The organism is Parvimonas parva (assembly GCF_045866535.1).
GTDB classification, from domain to species: domain Bacteria; phylum Bacillota; class Clostridia; order Tissierellales; family Peptoniphilaceae; genus Parvimonas; species Parvimonas parva.
The window spans coordinates 887510-907271 of sequence record NZ_AP038371.1 but is presented as its reverse complement, the minus strand read 5'-3'; the positions used below and the strand labels follow the sequence as shown (position 1 = coordinate 907271).

Genomic DNA, 19762 nt, shown 5'->3' with positions numbered 1-19762 from the left:
CTTTGCTTTTTATCGTGAAATAGTGGATTCTTTTTAGAAGAGAGGTTTTATTTTGGGAAAATTTTATGTTGATGTAATTTTTGCTATATGCACATTTTCTTTTTTCTTTGCATTAGTTTTATCTTTTTTAAAGAAAAATATATCTTTGGCAAATAAAATAATTTCATTTTCAATCTTAGCTGTAGGAATTTTTTTAGGTTTATACATACATATTCTTAGAGTAAAGAATAAAAAGGAAATGGTGCACACAGTTGCAAAATTAAATAGATACGTCTTGGTATTATGTTTATTTATTTTTATTTTAATGAGTATTTCTTTAATAATAAGTTTTTTTGTAAAAAACAAAAAAATATCTAAAGTAATGAAATCTTTAGATTTAGCTTTTATGTTTACATCAATTTCTTGTATGCTTTACTTAATAATACCAAGACTTTTAACTCAAGCTATGGAGTTTATTGCATTTGGAGAGGACTCTGTAAGTACAATGACTTTATTTAGGGTTAGTGGCTATATTTTAGGTATTTTAACTGGAGTGTTACTTGTTTTGGCATTCTATAAATTTTTAATAAGATGTAGTAAAAAACAATATTTTATAATTTTTACTCTAATTTTTATTAATACATTTTTAGAATATGCTTTAAGAGGAATTACTTCTATTGTTAGACTTAAACAATATTTGAAAAAAGACTTTAATATGGGACCGATTTTAACTGAAAATAGTAAAGTTTTTGGAATAAAGACTTTTGATTTGATGATTTTTGAAGATAAAAGTGATGCTTATTTCATAGCAATAGCCTTTGCTATTATATTTATAGGTGTTTTATATTTTGTATATAGCAATTTTAAAGTTAAAGGTGAGTTTGAAAGTAAAGCAAGTTTAAGAAAAGAAAAATGGAGATTAATTGTTAATAGAAGATGGGCATATTTTACAACTGTTTTATCTTTTGTTATGTTATTTTCTGTAACATACTTAAACTACCAACTTACAAAACCCGTTGAATTGACAGCGGCACAACCTTATAAAGAAGAAGGAAACAATATTATTATTCCGTTAACTGATGTTGATGACGGACATTTACACAGATTTTCTTATAATAAAGATGGACATGATATTAGATTTATAGTTGTAAAAAAACCTAATAGTACTTCTTATGGGTTAGGTTTAGATGCTTGTCAAATCTGTGGGATTGCAGGATATTTTGAAAGAAAAGATGATATAGTTTGTAAAAGATGTGATGTTGTTATGAATAAGGCAACAATAGGTTTTAAAGGTGGTTGTAACCCAATTCCTTTTGAATATAAAATTGAAAATTCAAAGATTATAATTGATAAAAGTGTTTTAGATAAAGAAAAAGAAAGATTTCCAATAGGTGAATAATATGTTTTGGAGAATGGTTTTTGGAACTATAATTAGACAAAGAAAAAAAATGTTTATGATTGCATTCACAGTTGCACTTGGAGTTTCACTTGCAACAGGAATGCTTAATGTAATGCTTGGCGTTGGAGATAAAGTAAATAAAGAGCTTAAAACTTATGGTGCAAATATAAATGTAGTTTCTAAAGAGGCATCTCTTATTTCCGATTTGTATGAAATGGAAAATTCTGAAACTGCAACAAGTGATAAGTATTTAAAAGAAGAAGATTTGCCAAAGGTTAAGCAAATATTTTGGGGTTTTTCTATTGTTGATTTTACTCCTTATCTTGAAAAAACTGCAAAAGTAAATAATCAAAAGACTAAATTTATCGGAACTTGGTTTTCTAAACACATGGATTTATCAACTGGTGAAAAAATAGATACAGGTATGAGAAATCTTAAAAATTGGTGGAAAATAAATGGTGAATGGTTAAATGAGGACGATAACGATAGTGTTATGGTCGGTAGTCTTTTTGCTGGTAAAAATGGAATAAAAATTGGTGATAAAATTGAAGTTAGTAGTGGAAATAAAACTAACTCATATAAAGTAAAGGGAATTTTTGAGTCCGGTGGAAATGAAGATTTAAATATATTTTCTACTTTAAAGACTGCTCAGGATTTATTTGGTATTGAAGGAAAAATTTCAAATATAGAAGTTTCTGCTCTAACAACTCCGGATAATGATTTAGCTAAGAAAGCTACAAGAGACCCTAATAGTTTAACTCCTACTGAATATGAAACATGGTATTGTACTGCTTATGTAAGTTCTATTTGTTATCAAATTCAAGAAGTTGTAGAAGATAGTGTTGCTAAACCTATAAGACAGGTTGCTGAGTCGGAAGGCAAAATTTTGGATAAAACAAAATTACTTATGATTTTAATTACTGCGCTTGGTTCAATAGGTTCAGCTCTTGGAATTTCAAATCTTGTTACAGCTACTGTAATGGAAAAGAGTCAAGAAATTGGACTTATAAAGGCAATAGGTGGTTCTAATTTAAGAATTATGTTGCTTATACTGACTGAAACGGTTATAACCGGAATTATTGGTGGTATAGCAGGATATTTCATAGGACTTGGTTTTACTCAGATAATTGGTATTACTGTTTTTGGCTCATATATTGAACCTGCTGTTATGGTTATTCCGATAGATATTGCTTTAGTAATAGGAGTTTCTTTAATAGGAAGTATTCCAGCTATGCATTATCTATTTAAACTTAAACCAACAGAAGTTCTTCATGGAAGGTAGGATTGTAATGACTAAAAGAAAAATGTATTTAAAGATGATTTTAAGTTCTTTTATTAGAAGAAAATCAAGAATGGTAGTAGCTCTTTTAGCAGTAATAATTGGTGCAACAATTATGTCCGGACTTATTACAATATATTTTGATATTCCTAGACAATTAGGGAAAGAGTTTAGGTCTTATGGAGCTAACTTTGTTTGTTTGCCTAATGAAGGGAAAATTAGTGAAGAAGATTATAATAAATTTAAAGAGCTTATAAAAGATAAAAAAGTTGTAGGGATTGCTCCTTATAGATATGAAACGACAAAGATAAATCAAAAGCCTTATATCCTTGCAGGTACTGAAATGGACGGTGCGAAGAAAAATAGTCCTTTTTGGTATATTGAGGGAGAATGGGCAACTAATACTGATACAAATGAAGTTATGGTTGGAAAGGAAATTGCCAATACTTTAGGACTTTCAGTTGGAGATAAATTTAAAGTCGCAGGGGTAAAGCATGGGAAAAGTGCTATTGCATCTGATGTGAATGACTCTGCTGAAAAAAGTAAAAATAAAGATACTGGTGATGATTTTTACGATGTAACTTTGACCGTAAAGGGAATTGTAACTACAGGTGGTAAAGAAGAATCTTTTATATTTCTTAATTTAGCTAAACTTAATGAAATTGTTGAAGATAGTACAAAGATTGACTCTATTGAATGTAGTATTGAGGCAAATCATAATGAATTAGATAGTTTGGCAAAAGATTTGAATGGAAAATTACCAAATGTTTTTGGTACAGCTGTAAAAAGGGTTACTCAATCTCAAGATACTGTTTTGAATAAATTAACAGCACTTATATTACTGGTAAATGTTGTAATTTTAGTTTTAACAACAATATCCGTTTCTACAACTATGATGGCAATAATTGCTGAAAGAAGAAAAGAAATCGGACTTAAAAAAGCGCTTGGTGCTCATAATAAAGAGATAATTATGGACTTTATTGGAGAAAGTGTATTACTTGGATTGATAGGTGGAATTATAGGCGTTGGATTAGGATTTTTGTTTGCACAAAGAGTTAGTCTTAGTGTCTTTGGTAGGACAATTACATTCCAATATTTATTAATTCCTGTAATCGTGGTTGTTTCGGTATTAGTAACTACTGCTGGTTGTATATTACCGGTTAAAAAAGCTGTTGAAATTGACCCGGCTTTAGTATTAAAAGGAGAATAGACTATGGAAAATGATAAAGTAATATTAGAACTAAAAGATGTTTCTAAAATTTATGAGTCAGTTAATGCTCTTAGCAATATAAATTTAAAGGTAAAAAAAGGAGATTGGATTGCCATAATGGGTTCATCAGGCTCTGGAAAGACAACTATGATGAATATAATCGGTTGTATGGATAGACCGTCCAATGGACAAGTTTTAATTGACGGAGTTGATATTTCTAAAGAAAGTCAAAAAAATCTTACAAAGATTAGAAGAGAAAAGATTGGACTTGTTTTCCAACAATTCCATTTGATTAGTTATTTAACTGCTCTTGAAAATGTAATGGTTGCTCAATATTATCACAGTATGATTGATGAAAAAGAGGCTTTAGAGGCTCTTAGAAAGGTTGGTCTTGCAGATAGAGCAAAGCATTTGCCTAGTCAATTATCTGGTGGAGAACAACAAAGGGTTTGTATCGCAAGAGCTTTGATAAATAATCCTGAAATTATTTTAGCAGATGAACCGACTGGTAACTTAGATGAGGCAAATGAAATTATGGTCATAGATATTTTAAAGCAACTTCATAAAGAGGGAGCGACTATAATTGTTGTTACTCATGACCCTGAGGTTGGAGATGAGGCAATGAGAAAAATAACTTTAGATTATGGGAAAATTGTGGATGATAAATTATTGACAATCTAGTTGCTTGATGATATACTAAAAAACGTGATGATAGTATGTTATATAAAATTTTATTTCATCACGTTTTTAGTTAATTTAATTTTAAAATTTGAAGAACAATTTGTTTTATTTGGTGGTGGATATGAAAAAGAAAAATTTTAAATTAAGTACAATTCTAATTTTATTTACAATGTTTGTTACAGCTTGTGGTGGTAAAAAAGAATTGAAAGACGGAACGTTTGAAGGAAATTATAAAGACGATAGTTCTACTGTTAAAGTAGTTATTACTGTTAAAGATAAAAAAATTGTTGACTGTATTAGAGAAGAAAGAGATAATAAAACTAATAAGATAAAAGATGAAAGTTATGGTAAAGATGATGCAGATTTCAACTACAAACAAGCACAAAAAGCAGTAAAAAATAGTCAAGGATATGCTAAGAAATTAGTAGAAGTTCAAGATATTGATAAAGTTGATTCAGTTAGCGGAGCAACTGTTTCTTACAAGAGATTTAAGAGTGCAGTTAAGGACGCTTTGAATAAATAAATTTTTTTGATAGGAGGATTTTTTATGAAAATTTTAAAAGAAAAATGTGTAAATATAGTAGTTTTAGTGCTAGGTATAATTTTGGCATTAACACCTTTTGTAATTGCTCCTGTTTGTCCAGCAATGGCGAATGGAATGAGAATGAGCTGTTATTATAGTGGATTGCTTGCTACTTATGTTGGAATTGGTATAGTTATTACCTCATTAATTTCAATTTTTGTAAATAATAAGGTTGTTAATATTGTTTTGAACATTGTTAATATACTTGCCGGACTTTCTGTTCACTTAATACCACATAAAATTATTAAAATTGTTATTGGGGCAAAAAAAGATGGAAGTCCAAAATTTATGGGATATTGTATGAAAGATACTATGAAATGTATTTCAAATCATACATTTACAATAGTTTCTGCTTTAGGAATTGCAATAGCTGTTATTTCACTTATTTATGTTTGTTACATTTTTATAAAAAGAGAAAATTAATTTAGATAAAAGAGAGTGTGGAAATGAGTAAAAAAATTGACGTTAAATTTTTAGCAAAAGAAAATATTAGAAAAAAACCACTTAGAAGTATTTCTTTGATTAGTATAATTGCTATTTTTGTTTTGTTTTTATTTTGTGGAACTATTTTATCATCAAGTATTTCAGGAGGAGTAAACAACCTTTCAAACAGACTTGGTGCAGATATTATTGTCGTTCCTGAAGGATACAAAGTAAATATTGAAAGTGTTTTATTAAAAGGTGAGCCAAGTGAATTTTATCTTCCAAATGATTCTTTAGAAAAAATAAAAAAAATAGAAGGTATAGAATCTATAACTCCTCAACTTTATGTAGCTACACTTTCAGCGTCTTGCTGTTCATATCCGGTTCAAATAATTGGGATAGATTATGAATCAGACTTTTTGATTAAGCCTTGGTTACAAAAAACTCTTAATCGTGAGTTAAAAGATGATGAAGTTATTGTTGGAAATCATATAGTTGGAGAAAAAAATTCTAAAGTTAAATTTTTTGAAGAAGAACTTGATATAGTCGGCAAGCTTGAACAAACAGGAATGGGTTTTGATGCAACTGTTTTTGTTAATATGAAAACTGCTAGAAAACTTGCCAAAGCTAGTGAAAGAATACAAAAAAATCCTGCATCTGAAGGAGAAAAAGTTTCTACTATTTTGTTAAAATTAAAGCCAAATTATAGCGCATCAGAAGTTTCAAACAAGATTATGAAAGAATATGCTAAAGATGGAATTTTTGCTATGTTTAGTAAAAAATTTGTAAATGAAGTTTCTTCAAACTTAAAAGTTATTTCAAGCTATATTTATATCTCAATAGCAATAATTTGGATAATGTCAATGATTCTTTTAGCTGTTGTATTCTCTGTTATACTTAATGAAAGAAAAAAAGAGCTTAGCATTTTAAGAGTTTTAGGAGCATCAAAGAAAAAGTTAGCCAGTATTATAATGTATGAATCTTTATATATAGGATTTTACGGTTCGGTTCTTGGAATAGTTGTTGGAATGATTACAGTATTTTCATTAATACCGGTAATTCAAAAGAATTTGAATTTACCATTCTTAACTCCTTCAATAATGAGTTTACTTTTAGTTTCATTATTTAGTTTATTTGTTGGAACAGTAGTAGGTTGCTTATCTTCAATAAATGCTACTAGAAAGATTAGTAAAACAGATGCTTACTTAACAATGAGGGAGAATGATTAATATGCTAAAGATTGAAAATTTATATAAAACTTATGTTAGAGCAAAAGAATTTAATGCTTTAGATGATGTTAATTTGGAAATAAATGATGGTGAATTTATTACAATTATTGGTAAATCCGGAAGTGGAAAATCAACTCTTTTAAATATAATTTCAGGGATATTAAGTCCAACAAGTGGTAAAGTATTTCTTGACGATAAAGAGATAAGTTCTCTTTCAGATGATGAAAAGTCATTTATAAGAAATGATTCAATAGGATTTGTTCCACAATCAACGGTAACATTATCAACACTTAATGTTTTGGACAATGTTTGTTTACCTTTCTTTTTAAGTAAAAGAGAAGGCGATGCTGTTGGACGTGGAAGATATCTTTTAAAAGAATTGGGAATAGAACATTTAGAAAATTCTTATCCAAGAGAACTATCAGGAGGAGAGCTTAGAAGAGTTACAATCGCAAGAGCTTTGATGAACCACCCAAAAGTAATTCTTGCAGATGAGCCGACTTCCGATTTGGATATTGAAAACACAAAAGAAGTTTTGGGAATTTTAAAGAAGATAAACAAGGACAATAACACTACAATCATACTTGTTACACACGACCTTGCTTGTTTAGAATATTCAGATAAAACATACACAATGTCCTCAGGAAAAATAACAGAAGGAAAAAATATTTAATATAATCTAAAAAACTGATTAATTTTGAATTAATCAGTTTTTTATGCCTTTAAGGTACTCGTAAGAGTCATACTGAGCGTAGCGTAGCGAAGTCAATCTAGCCCTAACTTGTTTGCTTGCAAACATAGTAGGTCTGAGGCAAAGATTGTCCAAATTTTCAATTTGGGAACAATCGACTGTGCAATACTTTACTTAACTTTAGTAATTTTAATTCGTGTTTTGTATTATGAGGTGTTATAAAAAATAATCTAAAATACTTGACATTGTAATGTCTTTATGTTATTATCTTATGAGGAATATGATGTATAGTTATGTTCAAATTTGGTTTTCAAGGAGGTGTTTCCATGAGAGATAAAGTTGTATTAGCATGTACAGAATGTAAAAACAGAAACTACAATACTAAGAAAAACAAGAAAGTTACTACTAACAGAATTGAGTTAAACAAATATTGTAAGTTTTGTAAAAAACACACTCTTCACAGAGAAACAAAATAGTTAGGAAATGGAGGAGAGTAGTATGGCAAAAACTACTGAACAAAAGCAAGCAAAGTCTAGCTTTATGCGTGGAGTTCGTCATGAATTCAAAAAAATTGTTTGGCCTTCTAAAAAAAGTGTTTTTTATTATAGCCTTGCAGTAGTTGCAATATCTATAATCAGCTCAACTATGATTTGGGGATTAGATAATGTATTAAAAAGATTGTTAGGTTTAATTATCCATTAATTATTAAGGAGGGAAGGACTTTAGTCCGCTTTATATGACAACAGAAGAATTAAAGGATATTAAAGAAAAAGAGGCCAGATGGTATGTGGTACATACATATTCTGGACACGAAAACAAAGTGAAGGCTAATATCGAAAAATTAGTTATTAATCGTGGTAATGACATTGATATATTTGAAGTTGTTGTTCCAACGGTTAAGGAAGAAACAGAAACTGGAAAGATTAAAGAAAGACAACTATTTCCGGGATATGTTTTAGTAAAAATGATAATTACAGATATTTCTTGGTATTTAGTTAGAAATACTAGAGGAGTAACTGGATTTGTTGGTTCAGGAAATAAACCTGTGCCATTATCAGAACAAGAAGTTGAGGCTTTAGGAGTTTCAACAAAACCATATAATGATGTGGATATAAACGAAGGAGATTCTATTACAATTATAGATGGAGCATTTAAAGATTTAACTGCTAAGGTAATAGAGGTATCTCCAGAAAATGGTAAATTAAAAGCTTTCGTTTCTTTATTTGGAAGAGATACACTTGCTGAATTAGACTTTAGCGACGTTGTAAAAAATTAAATTTGAAGATAATTTGAAATATTCAAAACAGAGATATACGAGAGTGGGAGGGGTTTAGCACCCGAAAACCACATTAGTTTTTAAGGAGGAACTATAAAATGGCTAAAAAAGTACAAGCATTAGTAAAATTACAAATTCCAGCAGGAAAGGCAACACCTGCTCCACCAGTAGGTACTGCACTTGGACCTCATGGTGTAAATATAATGCAATTTACAAAAGAATTTAACGCAAGAACAGCTGACCAAGTTGGTTTAATTATTCCGGTTGTGTTGACTGTTTACCAAGATAGATCATTTACATTCATCACTAAGACTCCACCAGTACCTGTATTAATTAAGAAAAAATTAGGTATTGAATCAGGTTCAAAAGTACCAAACAGAGATAAAGTTGGTAATTTAACTAAAGAACAAGTTAGAGAAATAGCAGAAGTTAAAATGCCGGACTTAAATGCAGCAAGCATTGAAGCAGCTATCAGTATGGTTAAAGGTACTGCTAGAAGTATGGGAATAACTGTAGAAGAGTAATATTAAGTGGGAGCAAAATAAGCGAACACCACAAGGAGGATATAAATGAAAAAAGGTAAAAAATATTTAGAAAGTTTAAAATTAATAGACAAAACAAATTTATACGATTTAAAAGAAGCATGTGATTTAGCGATTAAAACTTCAACTGCAAAATTTGATGAAACAGTAGAATTACATGTTAAGTTAGGTGTTGACTCAAGACACGCTGACCAACAAGTTAGAGGTACAGTAGTATTACCTCACGGAACTGGTAAAACTTTAAGAGTTTTAGTTTTATGTAAAGAAAACAAAGCTCAAGAAGCTAAAGATGCCGGTGCTGATTATGTTGGTGGAGATGATTACATTCAAAAAATTCAAAATGAAAACTGGTTTGAATTTGACGTAATTGTTGCAACTCCTGATATGATGGGTGTTGTTGGTAGAATTGGTAAAGTTTTAGGACCTAAAGGTTTAATGCCAAACCCTAAATCAGGAACAGTTACATTTGATGTAGCTAATGCTATTAAAGAAATTAAAGCTGGTAAAGTAGAATACAGAGTTGATAAAGCTAATATCGTTCACTGCCCTGTAGGAAAAGTTTCTTTCGGAGCAGAAAAGATTGAAGAAAACTTAAGAACATTAATTTCTGCTATTATTAAAGCTAAACCAGCCGCAGCAAAAGGAAAATATTTAAGATCAGTTTCTATTGCTACAACAATGGGACCTGGAATTAAATTAGCTTCTACAAGATTAGGAGAATAATTATATTAAGACACCTTAGGGTGTCTTTTTTTATGTGAAAATTTTAGATGATGTTTTTAGTATGAAAACATTATTAAAAAATGTATTTTAAATTTATCAAAAAGTTTTTTGAAAAATATTCTTTTTATATATGGACTTTTCTATATTTTTTTGATATAATCTAAATTAAAGAATTAAAAAATAAAGGAGGTAAATATGTTAAAGGAAAAGGTTGTAGTTAATTCAGAGATTGGACTTAATGCTAGAGTAGCTTCTATGTTTTTACGAAATTCAGTAAAATTCAATTCAGATATTATTTTAATAAAAGATAATAATAGATATAATGGAAAAAGTATTTTAAGTATTTTATCCATGCAAGTAGGAAATGGGGAAGAGATAGAAATAGAAATAACGGGAGATGACGAGAAACAAGCAATAGTTTGTTTAACAGCTTTCTTTAAACAAGACTTGAGAGAGTATTATACTATTTAATCTGCATATAAATTAAATATAGTAAAAAAATTTCTGCTAAGATAACTTAAATTATTTTAAATTTATATCATAAAAAAATCCCTAAAAAGGGATTTTTAGATTGCAGACAAAACTAATGCTTTGTCTGCACTCTAATACTGGTTAACCCAGTATTTTTTTTGCCCATATTTTGTGTCTTATTACTATTAGATAGATATAGTATTGTATTTTAAATGAATATATTTTAAAAATAATTTAGATTTTTTATATAAAAATTTTTTATTAATAATATAAAAAATTAGTAAAAAATATTTTTTAGTTTTATACAATGTTTTTTTGAAAAAAATTTTTAATTTTTTTGTTTTGATAAAAATTTAAGTTTTTGTATTGTCTATTAAACTAAATTAAATTTAATTGTTATTAAAATTATCAAAATAGCCGTTTAGATAAAATATTTCTTTTGAAAAAACGTCAAAATTTTTAATACTTCATAACCTAAATGCTTGAAAAATCTTATAAATTTTGCTATACTTTAAGTGAGAGAAAGTCTGATTACTGACTATATTTCACAAAGAATAACCGTATATTAGTTATATACTAGAATGAGTACATATTTATATTTTTAGACTTTACAATTTAATACTTAATGTTTAAAAAAACATATACTATTTATTTTTTATATTCTTTATATGGTTTTTCTAAACTTTTTAAAAGGAGGCAAATTATGGCTTTTGTTTTTAATGTTGAAGAAAATCAAGACAAGATAAATGAACTTTGTGAATTTATCGATAAGAAAAAAGACATTCCCGGAGCGTTGATGCCGGTTTTACAGGAAGCTCAAAGTATTTTTGGTTATCTTCCAGAAGAAATTATGGATTTGATAGCAAAGAGAATGAAGATATTTCCTGCTAAAGTTTTTGGAGTGGCGACTTTTTATTCACAATTTTCATTCATTCCAAAAGGTAAGTACCAAGTTTCTGTTTGTATGGGAACTGCTTGCTATGTAAAAGGTGCTCAAGAAATTTTAGACGAGTTCTGCGATAGAATAGGGGTAGCTGTTGGTGGAACAAGTGAAGATTTAAAATTCTCTGTTGCTCAAACTCGTTGTATCGGGGAATGTAACTTAGCTCCTGTAGTTACAATAAATGAAGATGTTTATGCTTATATTAAAAAGGCAGACATTAGAAGAATAATGAGAAAGTATAAATAGGGGTGATTTTATGATAAAGACTGAAGTTGATATGAAATTATTAGATACTATCAAAGAAGAAAACTATCCTCTATTGATTGAAAGGTTAAAACAAGAACCTGATAAGTACATAATTGACGAAAATGGTATTCGTCTAAAAGGGGAGTTTTTTGAAAAACAAACTAGAATTGCTTTAAAGAATTTTGGTATTGTTGACGAACATAGTGTAAAAGAATATGTTGCTTTAGGTGGTTACTATGCTTTAGCTAAAGTTATTAGTAGTTATGCTCCTGAAGATGTAGTTAATGAAATGAAAAATTCAGGTCTTAGAGGACGTGGTGGTGCAGGTTTCCCTACTGGTAGAAAGTGGGAAGGTGCTATGCAACAACCTGCAGGGCAAAAATATGTTGTATGTAATGCCGATGAAGGTGACCCTGGTGCATTCATGGATAGGTCTATCCTTGAAGGTGACCCACATTCAGTATTGGAAGGAATGGCAATCTGTGGTTATGCAATAGGGGCTGATAGAGGTTTTATTTACGTTAGAGCTGAATATCCTAAGGCTGTTGTAAACTTAAGAGAGGCTATTAAAAAAGCTGAAGATGAAAATCTTCTTGGCGATAATATTATGGGAACAGATTTTAATTTCCATATTGAATTAAGACTTGGTGCCGGAGCGTTTGTTTGTGGTGAAGGTACTGCTCTTATTGAATCTATTGAAGGTAAACGTGGTATGCCTAGAACTAAGGTTTACAGAACAACTGTTAAAGGTTTATTCCAAAAACCTACAGTTTTAAATAATGTTGAAACTTTTGCAAATGTTCCACAAATTTTGGATAAGGGTTCTGATTGGTATAGATCAATCGGAACAGAAGATAGTTCAGGAACTAAGGTATTTGCTCTTGTAGGTAAGGTTGCAAATGCAGGTCTTGTTGAAGTTCCTATGGGTACTACTATTAATGAAATTGTATATGGTATCGGTGGTGGTACCGGTAATGATAAAAAAGTAAAAGCTGTACAAACTGGTGGACCATCAGGTGGTTGTATTCCGACTGATTACTTTGATACTCCGGTAGATTTCGGTTCTCTTGCGAAAATCGGTTCTATTATGGGTTCAGGTGGTATGGTTGTTATGGACGAAACTGACTGTATGGTTGACATCGCTAGATTTTTCTTGGACTTTACTGTTGAAGAATCTTGTGGTAAATGTGTTCCTTGTAGAGAAGGTACAAAGAGAATGTTAGAATTATTGGAAAAAATAACTTCCGGTAAAGGTGAAGACGGAGATATTGAAAGACTTGAAGACCTTTCAGAGACTATTACTGTTGCATCTCTTTGTGGTCTTGGACAAACTGCTGCAAACCCAGTAGTAAGTACACTTCATTATTTTAGAAATGAGTATGAGGCTCATATTTATGATAAGAAATGTCCTGCCGGAGTTTGTCAATCACTTCTTGAGTTCTTTATTACAGACAAATGTGTTGGCTGTACTAAATGTGCTAAAGCTTGTCCAGTTGACTGTATTACTGGTGTTCAAAAGGAATTACATGTTATTGAACCTTCTAAATGTGTTAAATGTGGCTCTTGTGAAGATGCCTGTCCAGTTAATGCTATAATCAGAAGATAGGTTCAGGAGGTATATTATGGCTAATATGATTAATTTAACTATAAATGGCAAAAATGTTAGTGTTGAAAAAGGAACTACTATCATTGAGGCTGCTAAAAAAGTTGGAGTTGATATTCCTAACTTGTGTTATGAAAAAAGCCTTACTGCCTTTGCCGGTTGTAGAATGTGTGTTGTAGAAATTGAAGGAAGTAGAAAGTTAGAAACTGCTTGTTCTACACTTGCTAAAGAAGGTATGGTTGTTAATACTGAAAGTGAAAAATTAACAAAAATAAGAAGAAATATTTTAGATTTACTATTCTCTAATCACCCAAGTGATTGTTTGACTTGTGAGATGGTTGGAAATTGTAAATTACAAGAATATTGTTATAGATATGGAATGAAAGAAGGTACTTGGATTGGTGAAGTTCAAAATCATGAAATTGATGCTAACAATCCTGTTATGATTAGAAATCAAAACAAATGTATCCTTTGTGGTAAATGTGTTAGAGTTTGTCAAGACGTTCAAATTACAGGTGCTATTGATTTTGTAGATAGAGGTTTTGCCGCTCGTATAGGAACACATAAAAATTTAGATTTAAATACAGAAAATTGTAGATTCTGTGGACAATGTATCAGTGTTTGTCCAACAGGTGCTTTACTTAATAAGCAATTAATGGGAACTAGACCATGGGAAATTAAAAAAGTTAGAACAACTTGTCCTTTCTGTGGTACTGGTTGTAACTTTGATTTAAATGTTAATACTAGAACCGGAAAAGTTATTGGTGTTACTCCAAATGAAGATTCTCCTATAAATGGAACACAACTTTGTGTTAAAGGAAGATTTCATGTTGACTTAATCAATAGTAAAGATAGACTTACTGACCCATTGATTAAAAGAAATGGTGTTTTTGAAAAAGCAACTTGGGATGAAGCACTTAGTTTAATTGTTGATAAGTTTAACGAAATAAAACAAAATTATGGTCCGGATGCTATTGCTGGATTATCTTCTGCTAGAACTTGTAATGAAGATAACTATACATTCCAAAAGATGATGCGTGTGGCTGTTGGAACAAACAACGTTGACCACTGTGCGAGAACCTGACATGCTCCTACAGTTGCAGGTCTTGCAACAACACTTGGAGAAGGAGCAATGACAAACACAGTTAATGAAGTTTTTGATACAGATTTAATGTTTGTTATTGGGTCAAACTCAACAGAAGCCCACCCTATAATTGGAAATAAAATGCAACAATCTCACAGAAAAGGAACTAAACTTATAGTTGTTGATCCTAGAAAAACTGAGATTGCAAGAGAAGCGGACTTACATCTTTCTTTAAAATCAGGTACAGATGCCGCTTTAATAAATGGAATGTTACATATCATCATAAAAGAAGAACTTTATGATAAAGAATATGTAAAAGAAAGAGTTGAAGGATTTGAAAATGTTAAAGAAATTGTAGAAAAATATACTCCTGAACTTGTAAGTAAAATTACAACTCTTCCAGTTGAACAAATCTATAAAGCTGCAAGGATGTTCGCAGGAGTAAATGTTGCTGCAATTTACTATACACTTGGAATAACAGAACATACAACAGGTACTTCTAATGTAATGAATCTTTCAAACCTTGGACTTGTTTGTGGATATATCGGTAAAAAAGGTGGCGGTATAAACCCAATGCGTGGTCAAAACAATGTACAAGGAGCATGTGATGTGGCAGCTCTTCCAAATTATTATCCTGGATATAGAAAAGTTGTTGAAGAAAAAGATGCTTTATTATTTGAAGAACTTTGGGGAACTAAATTAAATAGAAAATTGGGTCTTAGAATTCCGGAAATGTTAGATGAAGCTGTTGAAGGAAAACTTAAAGCGATGTATGTAATGGGAGAAGATCCAATACTTTCAGACCCTGATGCAAACCATGTTAAACATGCTATGGGTAATTTGGACTTTTTAGTAGTTCAAGATATTAACTTAACTGAAACTGCAAAAATTGCAGATGTTGTATTACCGGCTACTTGTTATGCAGAAAAAGATGGAACATTTACAGCTTCTGAAAGAAGATTACAAAGAGTTAGAAAAGCTGTTGACGCTCCGGGACAAGCTCGTGTTGACTGGGAAATATTAGCTGATATAGCAAGAAGACTTGGAGCTAAGGGATTTGATTTTAAAACATCAGAAGATGTATTTAATGATATAAGAAAAGTAATGCCTACATACAGAGGTATAACTTATGATAGAATAGATAAAGAAAATGGTATTCAATGGCCATGCTATGATGAAAATGATCCAGGAACACCATATTTACACAAAGGTAAATTTGTGAGAGGCCCTAAAGCTCTTATGGTACCAGTTGAATATGAAGGACCAAAAGAACTTGAAAATGAAGAATATCCTATCATTCTTACAACAGGTAGAGCATTATATCATTACAATGTAATGACTAGATATTCAAATGCATTAGATGCTATTCAACCTTATGAATTGATTGAAATTTCAAAAGAAGATGCTGAAAAACATGATATAGAAAATGGAGATTTTGTTAGAGTAACTTCAAGAAGAGGAAGCGTTGTTGGTAGAGCTAAAATTACAGACAGAGTAAAAGAAGGACTTATGTATATGACTTTCCACTTCTCTGAAACACCGGTTAACCAACTAACAAGTTCACACTATGATCCAATCGCAAAAACAGCAGAATATAAAGTAACTGCTGTTAATATCAAGAAAGTAAATAAACTTGATAAAGGATTGAAAAGTGAAAAATTCATTGACTTAAATGAATTGGTTGAAGAAATAGTTTAATTGAAAAGTATTAAAAGTTGAAGACTTGTTCTTCAACTTTTTTTATGTTTAAATCTGTTTTTTGTTGAAACTTGTGTAGATTTGATATATACTTATAGTAATATATTTATTTTTATTTAAGGAGAAAATTATGAATAAGATTTTATTAGTTGAAGATGAAGATAATATTAGATTATTTACAAAAATAAATCTTGAAAGAGAAGGTTTTGAAGTTTTAGAGGCTGAAAGTGGAGAAAAAGGTGTAGAACTTGCTTTAAAATACAATCCACAAGTTGTTATTTTGGATATAATGTTACCAGGAATAGACGGTTTTGAAGTTTGTAAAATTTTAAGAGAAAAACTTCCTAAGATTGGTATAATAATGCTTACTGCAAAAACTCAAGATGTTGATAGAATTAATGGATTAGAAAGTGGTACCGACGATTATTTGAGCAAACCATTTAATCCTGTTGAGCTTATTTTAAGAATTAAATCTTTGATAAGACGTATAGATTCAATCCAAAATAATAGTGATTTAATTAATATTTATCCTTTTAAATTGGATTTGTATTCTAAAACTTTTTATAAAGAAGGTAAAGAAATAGAACTTACACCAACAGAACTTGCAATGGTTACTATTTTTGTTTCTAATCCGGGAAGAGCATTTTCAAGAAATGAACTTTTGAATATGACTTGGGGTGAAGATTTCGAAGGGGATATTAAAATAGTAGATGTTAATATAAGACGTCTTAGAGCTAAGATTGAAGATAATTCAAGTAAACCAAAGTATATTGAAACTGTTTGGGGGACGGGTTATAGATGGAATTCAAACTAAGATATGGTAAATTAGTTGAAAAATTTAGTAATCTTAAGGAACTTTTTTTGAAGAAATCTTTAAGAATTAGAATAATGACTCAATTTTTCTGGATTATTGCTTTAATTGTAATATTTTTTGAAATTTTTTTAGTCTTTACAATAAAAAATTATTATTATTCCGGAGTTACAGGAATCATTCAAAGTCAGGCAAAATATAGTGCGAAGTTATATGAAATTCATTTGGCTAATTCCAGTCTGTCTGAGTTGGTTTTAGATGATTCTGAAGAGTTTTATAGTGAAGTAAATGCAGAAGTTCAGATTTTGAATAACTCAGGGAAAGTACTATTGGATACTGTTAATGGCAATGAGATAGGAAAAGTTTTAACAAGTGGCGATGTTGATTCTGCTAAAAATGGAAGTAATGGTTCTAGTATTTATAAAAATTTAATTTCTAAAAATAATGAATTAGCTGTATCTATTCCACTTAATAATGGTAGTGAACAGATTGGTATTGCAAGATTTATAATATCAATGGAAAATATAGATAATATGATTACTCAAAGATATCTGGTATTTTTCTTGTTTGGATTTTTTGTTTTAGTTATCGCTATAAGTATAAGTGTTTTTATGAGTGGTAAAATAGTTTATCCTATTCAAAAGCTTACTAATGTAGCTTTGAATTTGGCTGACGGTAGGCTACACGAAAAAGCCGATGAAGTTGGGGATTATGAGATTTCTCAACTTGGAAGTACAATGAATTTAATGAGTGAAAACTTGATTAAAAAAGAACAACTTAAAAAGGACTTTATTTCAAGTATTTCCCATGAGCTTAGAACTCCTCTAACTGTAATAAAAGGTTGGGCTTTTACTTTACAATCTGAGGCTAAAGGGAATAAACTTTTAGAGGATGGGTTGATTATCATAGAAAAAGAAAGTGATAGACTTGGTAATATGGTTACTGAGCTTTTGGACTTCTCAGAACTTAGTAGTGGAAGACTCATAATGAATAAGGAATTGTTAGACCTTAATGAACTTGGTTTATTTATAAATAAACAATTAATGCCAAAATCTAGTGCTAAAAATATAGATATGATTTTAAATTATGATGAGTCTAATAGTGTAATGGTTATGGCTGATAGGGATAGAATTAAGCAAGTCCTTATAAATATTTTAGATAATGCTTTGAAATTTACTGATGAGGGTGGAGTTGTTTTAACTGATATAAAGATTGAAGGTGAAAAGGCTGTTGTTGAAGTTATAGACAATGGTTGTGGTATCTCGGAAGAAGAAATTTCTTTAGTAACAGGAAAATTTTATAAAGGTTCAAACAGCAATTCGCATACAGGTCTTGGCTTATCTATTTGTGAAGAAATCGTTAAAGCTCATAATGGTAATTTGATTATAAGAAGTGTTTTAGAAAAGGGAACAGTAGTTAGGGTTGAGTTACCACTTGAAAAAGGAGATATTCAAAATGAAACATAAAAAATTAATACTTAGCAGTATAGGAATAAGCTTATTGGGATTAATTGTTTTACTGTTTTTCGTTTTAAGAGGTAATTTTTTTAAATATACAGATATAAACTCTATGATTTTAGAGCCAAAGTCTGATTCACTTTTGATATCCGGTACTTGGAAGTTGGAGTCGGTTACCACTATAAGCGACGGAAGTGAATCTACAAGTGAAGATGATAAATTGTATGTTAGCAAAAATTTTGTTTCTTTTGAAAAAATTTCTACAAATAATCCTAAGTTTAAATTTAGAAGATTGAATTTTAAAAATTATTTATTGTATAACGGGGTTATTACTGATAAAATTAAAATTGATTCAGATGAAGTTACCGTTGTTTCTATAAGAGATGAAAAAAACTTTTATAAAGAATTTATTGTTATAGATGAAAATAAAATTTCTACAATTTACAATAAGAAATATTATGTTTTTGAAAGAGTTTCTTTTGATGTTGAAGAAAAATTGATTGGAGATTCCGGCACGGAAGATGTTTCTAAGAAAAAAGATATATCTTTTTTGATAGGTCTTAAAAGTGTAGGAACGGGTAATGTCGATTATGAAACTTTGTTAATTAGAAAAAATGGAGAAAAAAAGATAACTATAAACAAGGCGTCAGGGCTATTTATAAATAATAAAAATAAATTTTTTATCGCTAATTCGATTGGCGATAAAATTTATATTTCTGATGATTATGAAAATAATTCTGAAAAAAAGATATTGGATATAAAAAACGCTACTATAAATTTTTTAAGTGAAAATTATATAAGTGTTGAATCTTATAATACAGATACAAGCAAAAAAAATTATTCTATATATAATATCAATAGCTTGTCTGATGAAAATAAAATTTCAATAAAAGATATTGCCGGAGATAGAGGAGAACAGGCATATTTTAATAAGATAAGAAAACTTGGGTATTCAAGTGAAAATATCACTTCTTTTGATATGAGAAATTTTGGAGTTAAGAGAAATAATTTTGGCTGGGTTTTTAAAGGTATTTTAAATAATTATTCACATAATAATTTTATTTCTAGTGAGATTAATTTAGATTTAATACCTAAAGTTAATATTTTTTCGAATAAATCGAGTAAAATTTCAAAAATAAAAGTAAAAGAAAAGGCTAAAAATGTTTTAGATTATTTTATTTCTCCTGATGAAAGTATGATAGTAATTTTGACTGCAGATGATATATCCGTATATGGGATAAAAAATCAGAAAATCGAAACTTTGCCAATTTCTACAATTAGCTTAAATAGTAGAAGAGAAGTTGTTAATTTTCAATGGGAAAGCGCGATTAGTAGTGAATTAACTTATAATGAATTTTTAAAAATTAAACAATTAGAATTGAAAAAAACTATATAAAAAATCTCTATGAATAATATAGAGATTTTTTTGTTATA

At 29.6% G+C, this 19762-nt stretch carries 20 protein-coding genes; all 20 read left to right on the top strand.

The window, feature by feature from the left end; translation table 11 throughout:
- The first annotated feature begins 52 nt into the window (after nt 1–52).
- On the top strand, nt 53–1378 hold the full coding sequence (locus tag ACKTSI_RS04535) for a Fe-S-containing protein (RefSeq protein WP_407862585.1): 1326 nt from the start codon (nt 53–55) through the stop codon (nt 1376–1378).
- Nucleotide 1379: 1 nt separating this feature from the next.
- Nucleotides 1380–2660: an ABC transporter permease gene (locus ACKTSI_RS04530; RefSeq protein WP_288868734.1), complete on the top strand. Its 1281-nt coding sequence runs from the start codon at nt 1380–1382 to the stop codon at nt 2658–2660.
- A 7-nt stretch (nt 2661–2667) separates the two neighbouring features.
- The gene (locus tag ACKTSI_RS04525; protein WP_407862584.1) at nt 2668–3867 is read left to right on the top strand and encodes an ABC transporter permease; all 1200 of its coding nucleotides are present in this window, start codon (nt 2668–2670) and stop codon (nt 3865–3867) included.
- A gap of 3 nt (nt 3868–3870) precedes the next feature.
- Complete coding sequence (locus ACKTSI_RS04520; protein ID WP_068472067.1) at nt 3871–4548, top strand: ABC transporter ATP-binding protein; 678 nt, start codon at nt 3871–3873, stop codon at nt 4546–4548.
- 121 nt (nt 4549–4669) lie between these two features.
- Nucleotides 4670–5071: an FMN-binding protein gene (locus ACKTSI_RS04515; protein WP_068472069.1), complete on the top strand. Its 402-nt coding sequence runs from the start codon at nt 4670–4672 to the stop codon at nt 5069–5071.
- A 24-nt stretch (nt 5072–5095) separates the two neighbouring features.
- The gene (locus tag ACKTSI_RS04510; protein ID WP_201275807.1) at nt 5096–5554 is read left to right on the top strand and encodes a DUF4418 family protein; all 459 of its coding nucleotides are present in this window, start codon (nt 5096–5098) and stop codon (nt 5552–5554) included.
- 23 nt (nt 5555–5577) lie between these two features.
- Nucleotides 5578–6783: an ABC transporter permease gene (locus ACKTSI_RS04505; protein WP_407862583.1), complete on the top strand. Its 1206-nt coding sequence runs from the start codon at nt 5578–5580 to the stop codon at nt 6781–6783.
- A gap of 1 nt (nt 6784) precedes the next feature.
- A complete protein-coding gene (locus tag ACKTSI_RS04500; RefSeq protein WP_407862582.1) occupies nt 6785–7456 on the top strand; it encodes an ABC transporter ATP-binding protein in 672 nt (223 codons plus the stop codon).
- Between the two features lie 344 nt (nt 7457–7800).
- Nucleotides 7801–7950, top strand: a complete 150-nt coding sequence (gene rpmG, locus ACKTSI_RS04495) for a 50S ribosomal protein L33 (RefSeq protein WP_009372623.1) — start codon at nt 7801–7803, stop codon at nt 7948–7950.
- Between the two features lie 22 nt (nt 7951–7972).
- A complete protein-coding gene (gene secE, locus ACKTSI_RS04490; protein ID WP_201275810.1) occupies nt 7973–8176 on the top strand; it encodes a preprotein translocase subunit SecE in 204 nt (67 codons plus the stop codon).
- 34 nt (nt 8177–8210) lie between these two features.
- Nucleotides 8211–8750 (top strand): transcription termination/antitermination protein NusG, encoded by a 540-nt coding sequence (nusG, locus tag ACKTSI_RS04485; RefSeq protein WP_068472077.1) that lies wholly within the window; start codon nt 8211–8213, stop codon nt 8748–8750.
- 98 nt (nt 8751–8848) lie between these two features.
- Entirely contained in the window at nt 8849–9274 is a 426-nt protein-coding gene (rplK, locus tag ACKTSI_RS04480; RefSeq protein WP_201275811.1) for a 50S ribosomal protein L11, read from the top strand.
- Nucleotides 9275–9319: 45 nt separating this feature from the next.
- Nucleotides 9320–10015: a 50S ribosomal protein L1 gene (gene rplA, locus ACKTSI_RS04475; RefSeq protein WP_068472081.1), complete on the top strand. Its 696-nt coding sequence runs from the start codon at nt 9320–9322 to the stop codon at nt 10013–10015.
- A gap of 195 nt (nt 10016–10210) precedes the next feature.
- The gene (locus tag ACKTSI_RS04470; RefSeq protein WP_068472083.1) at nt 10211–10486 is read left to right on the top strand and encodes an HPr family phosphocarrier protein; all 276 of its coding nucleotides are present in this window, start codon (nt 10211–10213) and stop codon (nt 10484–10486) included.
- Between the two features lie 703 nt (nt 10487–11189).
- A complete protein-coding gene (locus ACKTSI_RS04465) occupies nt 11190–11675 on the top strand; it encodes an NAD(P)H-dependent oxidoreductase subunit E (protein WP_068472085.1) in 486 nt (161 codons plus the stop codon).
- 10 nt (nt 11676–11685) lie between these two features.
- Nucleotides 11686–13281 carry an NADH-ubiquinone oxidoreductase-F iron-sulfur binding region domain-containing protein gene (locus tag ACKTSI_RS04460; RefSeq protein ID WP_407862581.1) on the top strand — a complete coding sequence of 532 codons (1596 nt, stop codon included), beginning with the start codon at nt 11686–11688 and terminating at the stop codon, nt 13279–13281.
- Between the two features lie 25 nt (nt 13282–13306).
- Complete coding sequence (fdhF, locus tag ACKTSI_RS04455) at nt 13307–16060, top strand: formate dehydrogenase subunit alpha (RefSeq protein ID WP_407863125.1); 2754 nt, start codon at nt 13307–13309, stop codon at nt 16058–16060.
- Nucleotides 16061–16190: 130 nt separating this feature from the next.
- Complete coding sequence (locus tag ACKTSI_RS04450) at nt 16191–16874, top strand: response regulator transcription factor (RefSeq protein WP_288868509.1); 684 nt, start codon at nt 16191–16193, stop codon at nt 16872–16874.
- A complete protein-coding gene (locus ACKTSI_RS04445) occupies nt 16859–18337 on the top strand; it encodes a cell wall metabolism sensor histidine kinase WalK (protein WP_288868508.1) in 1479 nt (492 codons plus the stop codon). The genes ACKTSI_RS04450 and ACKTSI_RS04445 overlap by 16 nt, the downstream gene beginning before the upstream one ends.
- Entirely contained in the window at nt 18327–19724 is a 1398-nt protein-coding gene (locus tag ACKTSI_RS04440) for a hypothetical protein (protein WP_407862580.1), read from the top strand. The genes ACKTSI_RS04445 and ACKTSI_RS04440 overlap by 11 nt, the downstream gene beginning before the upstream one ends.
- Nucleotides 19725–19762: the final 38 nt, after the last annotated feature.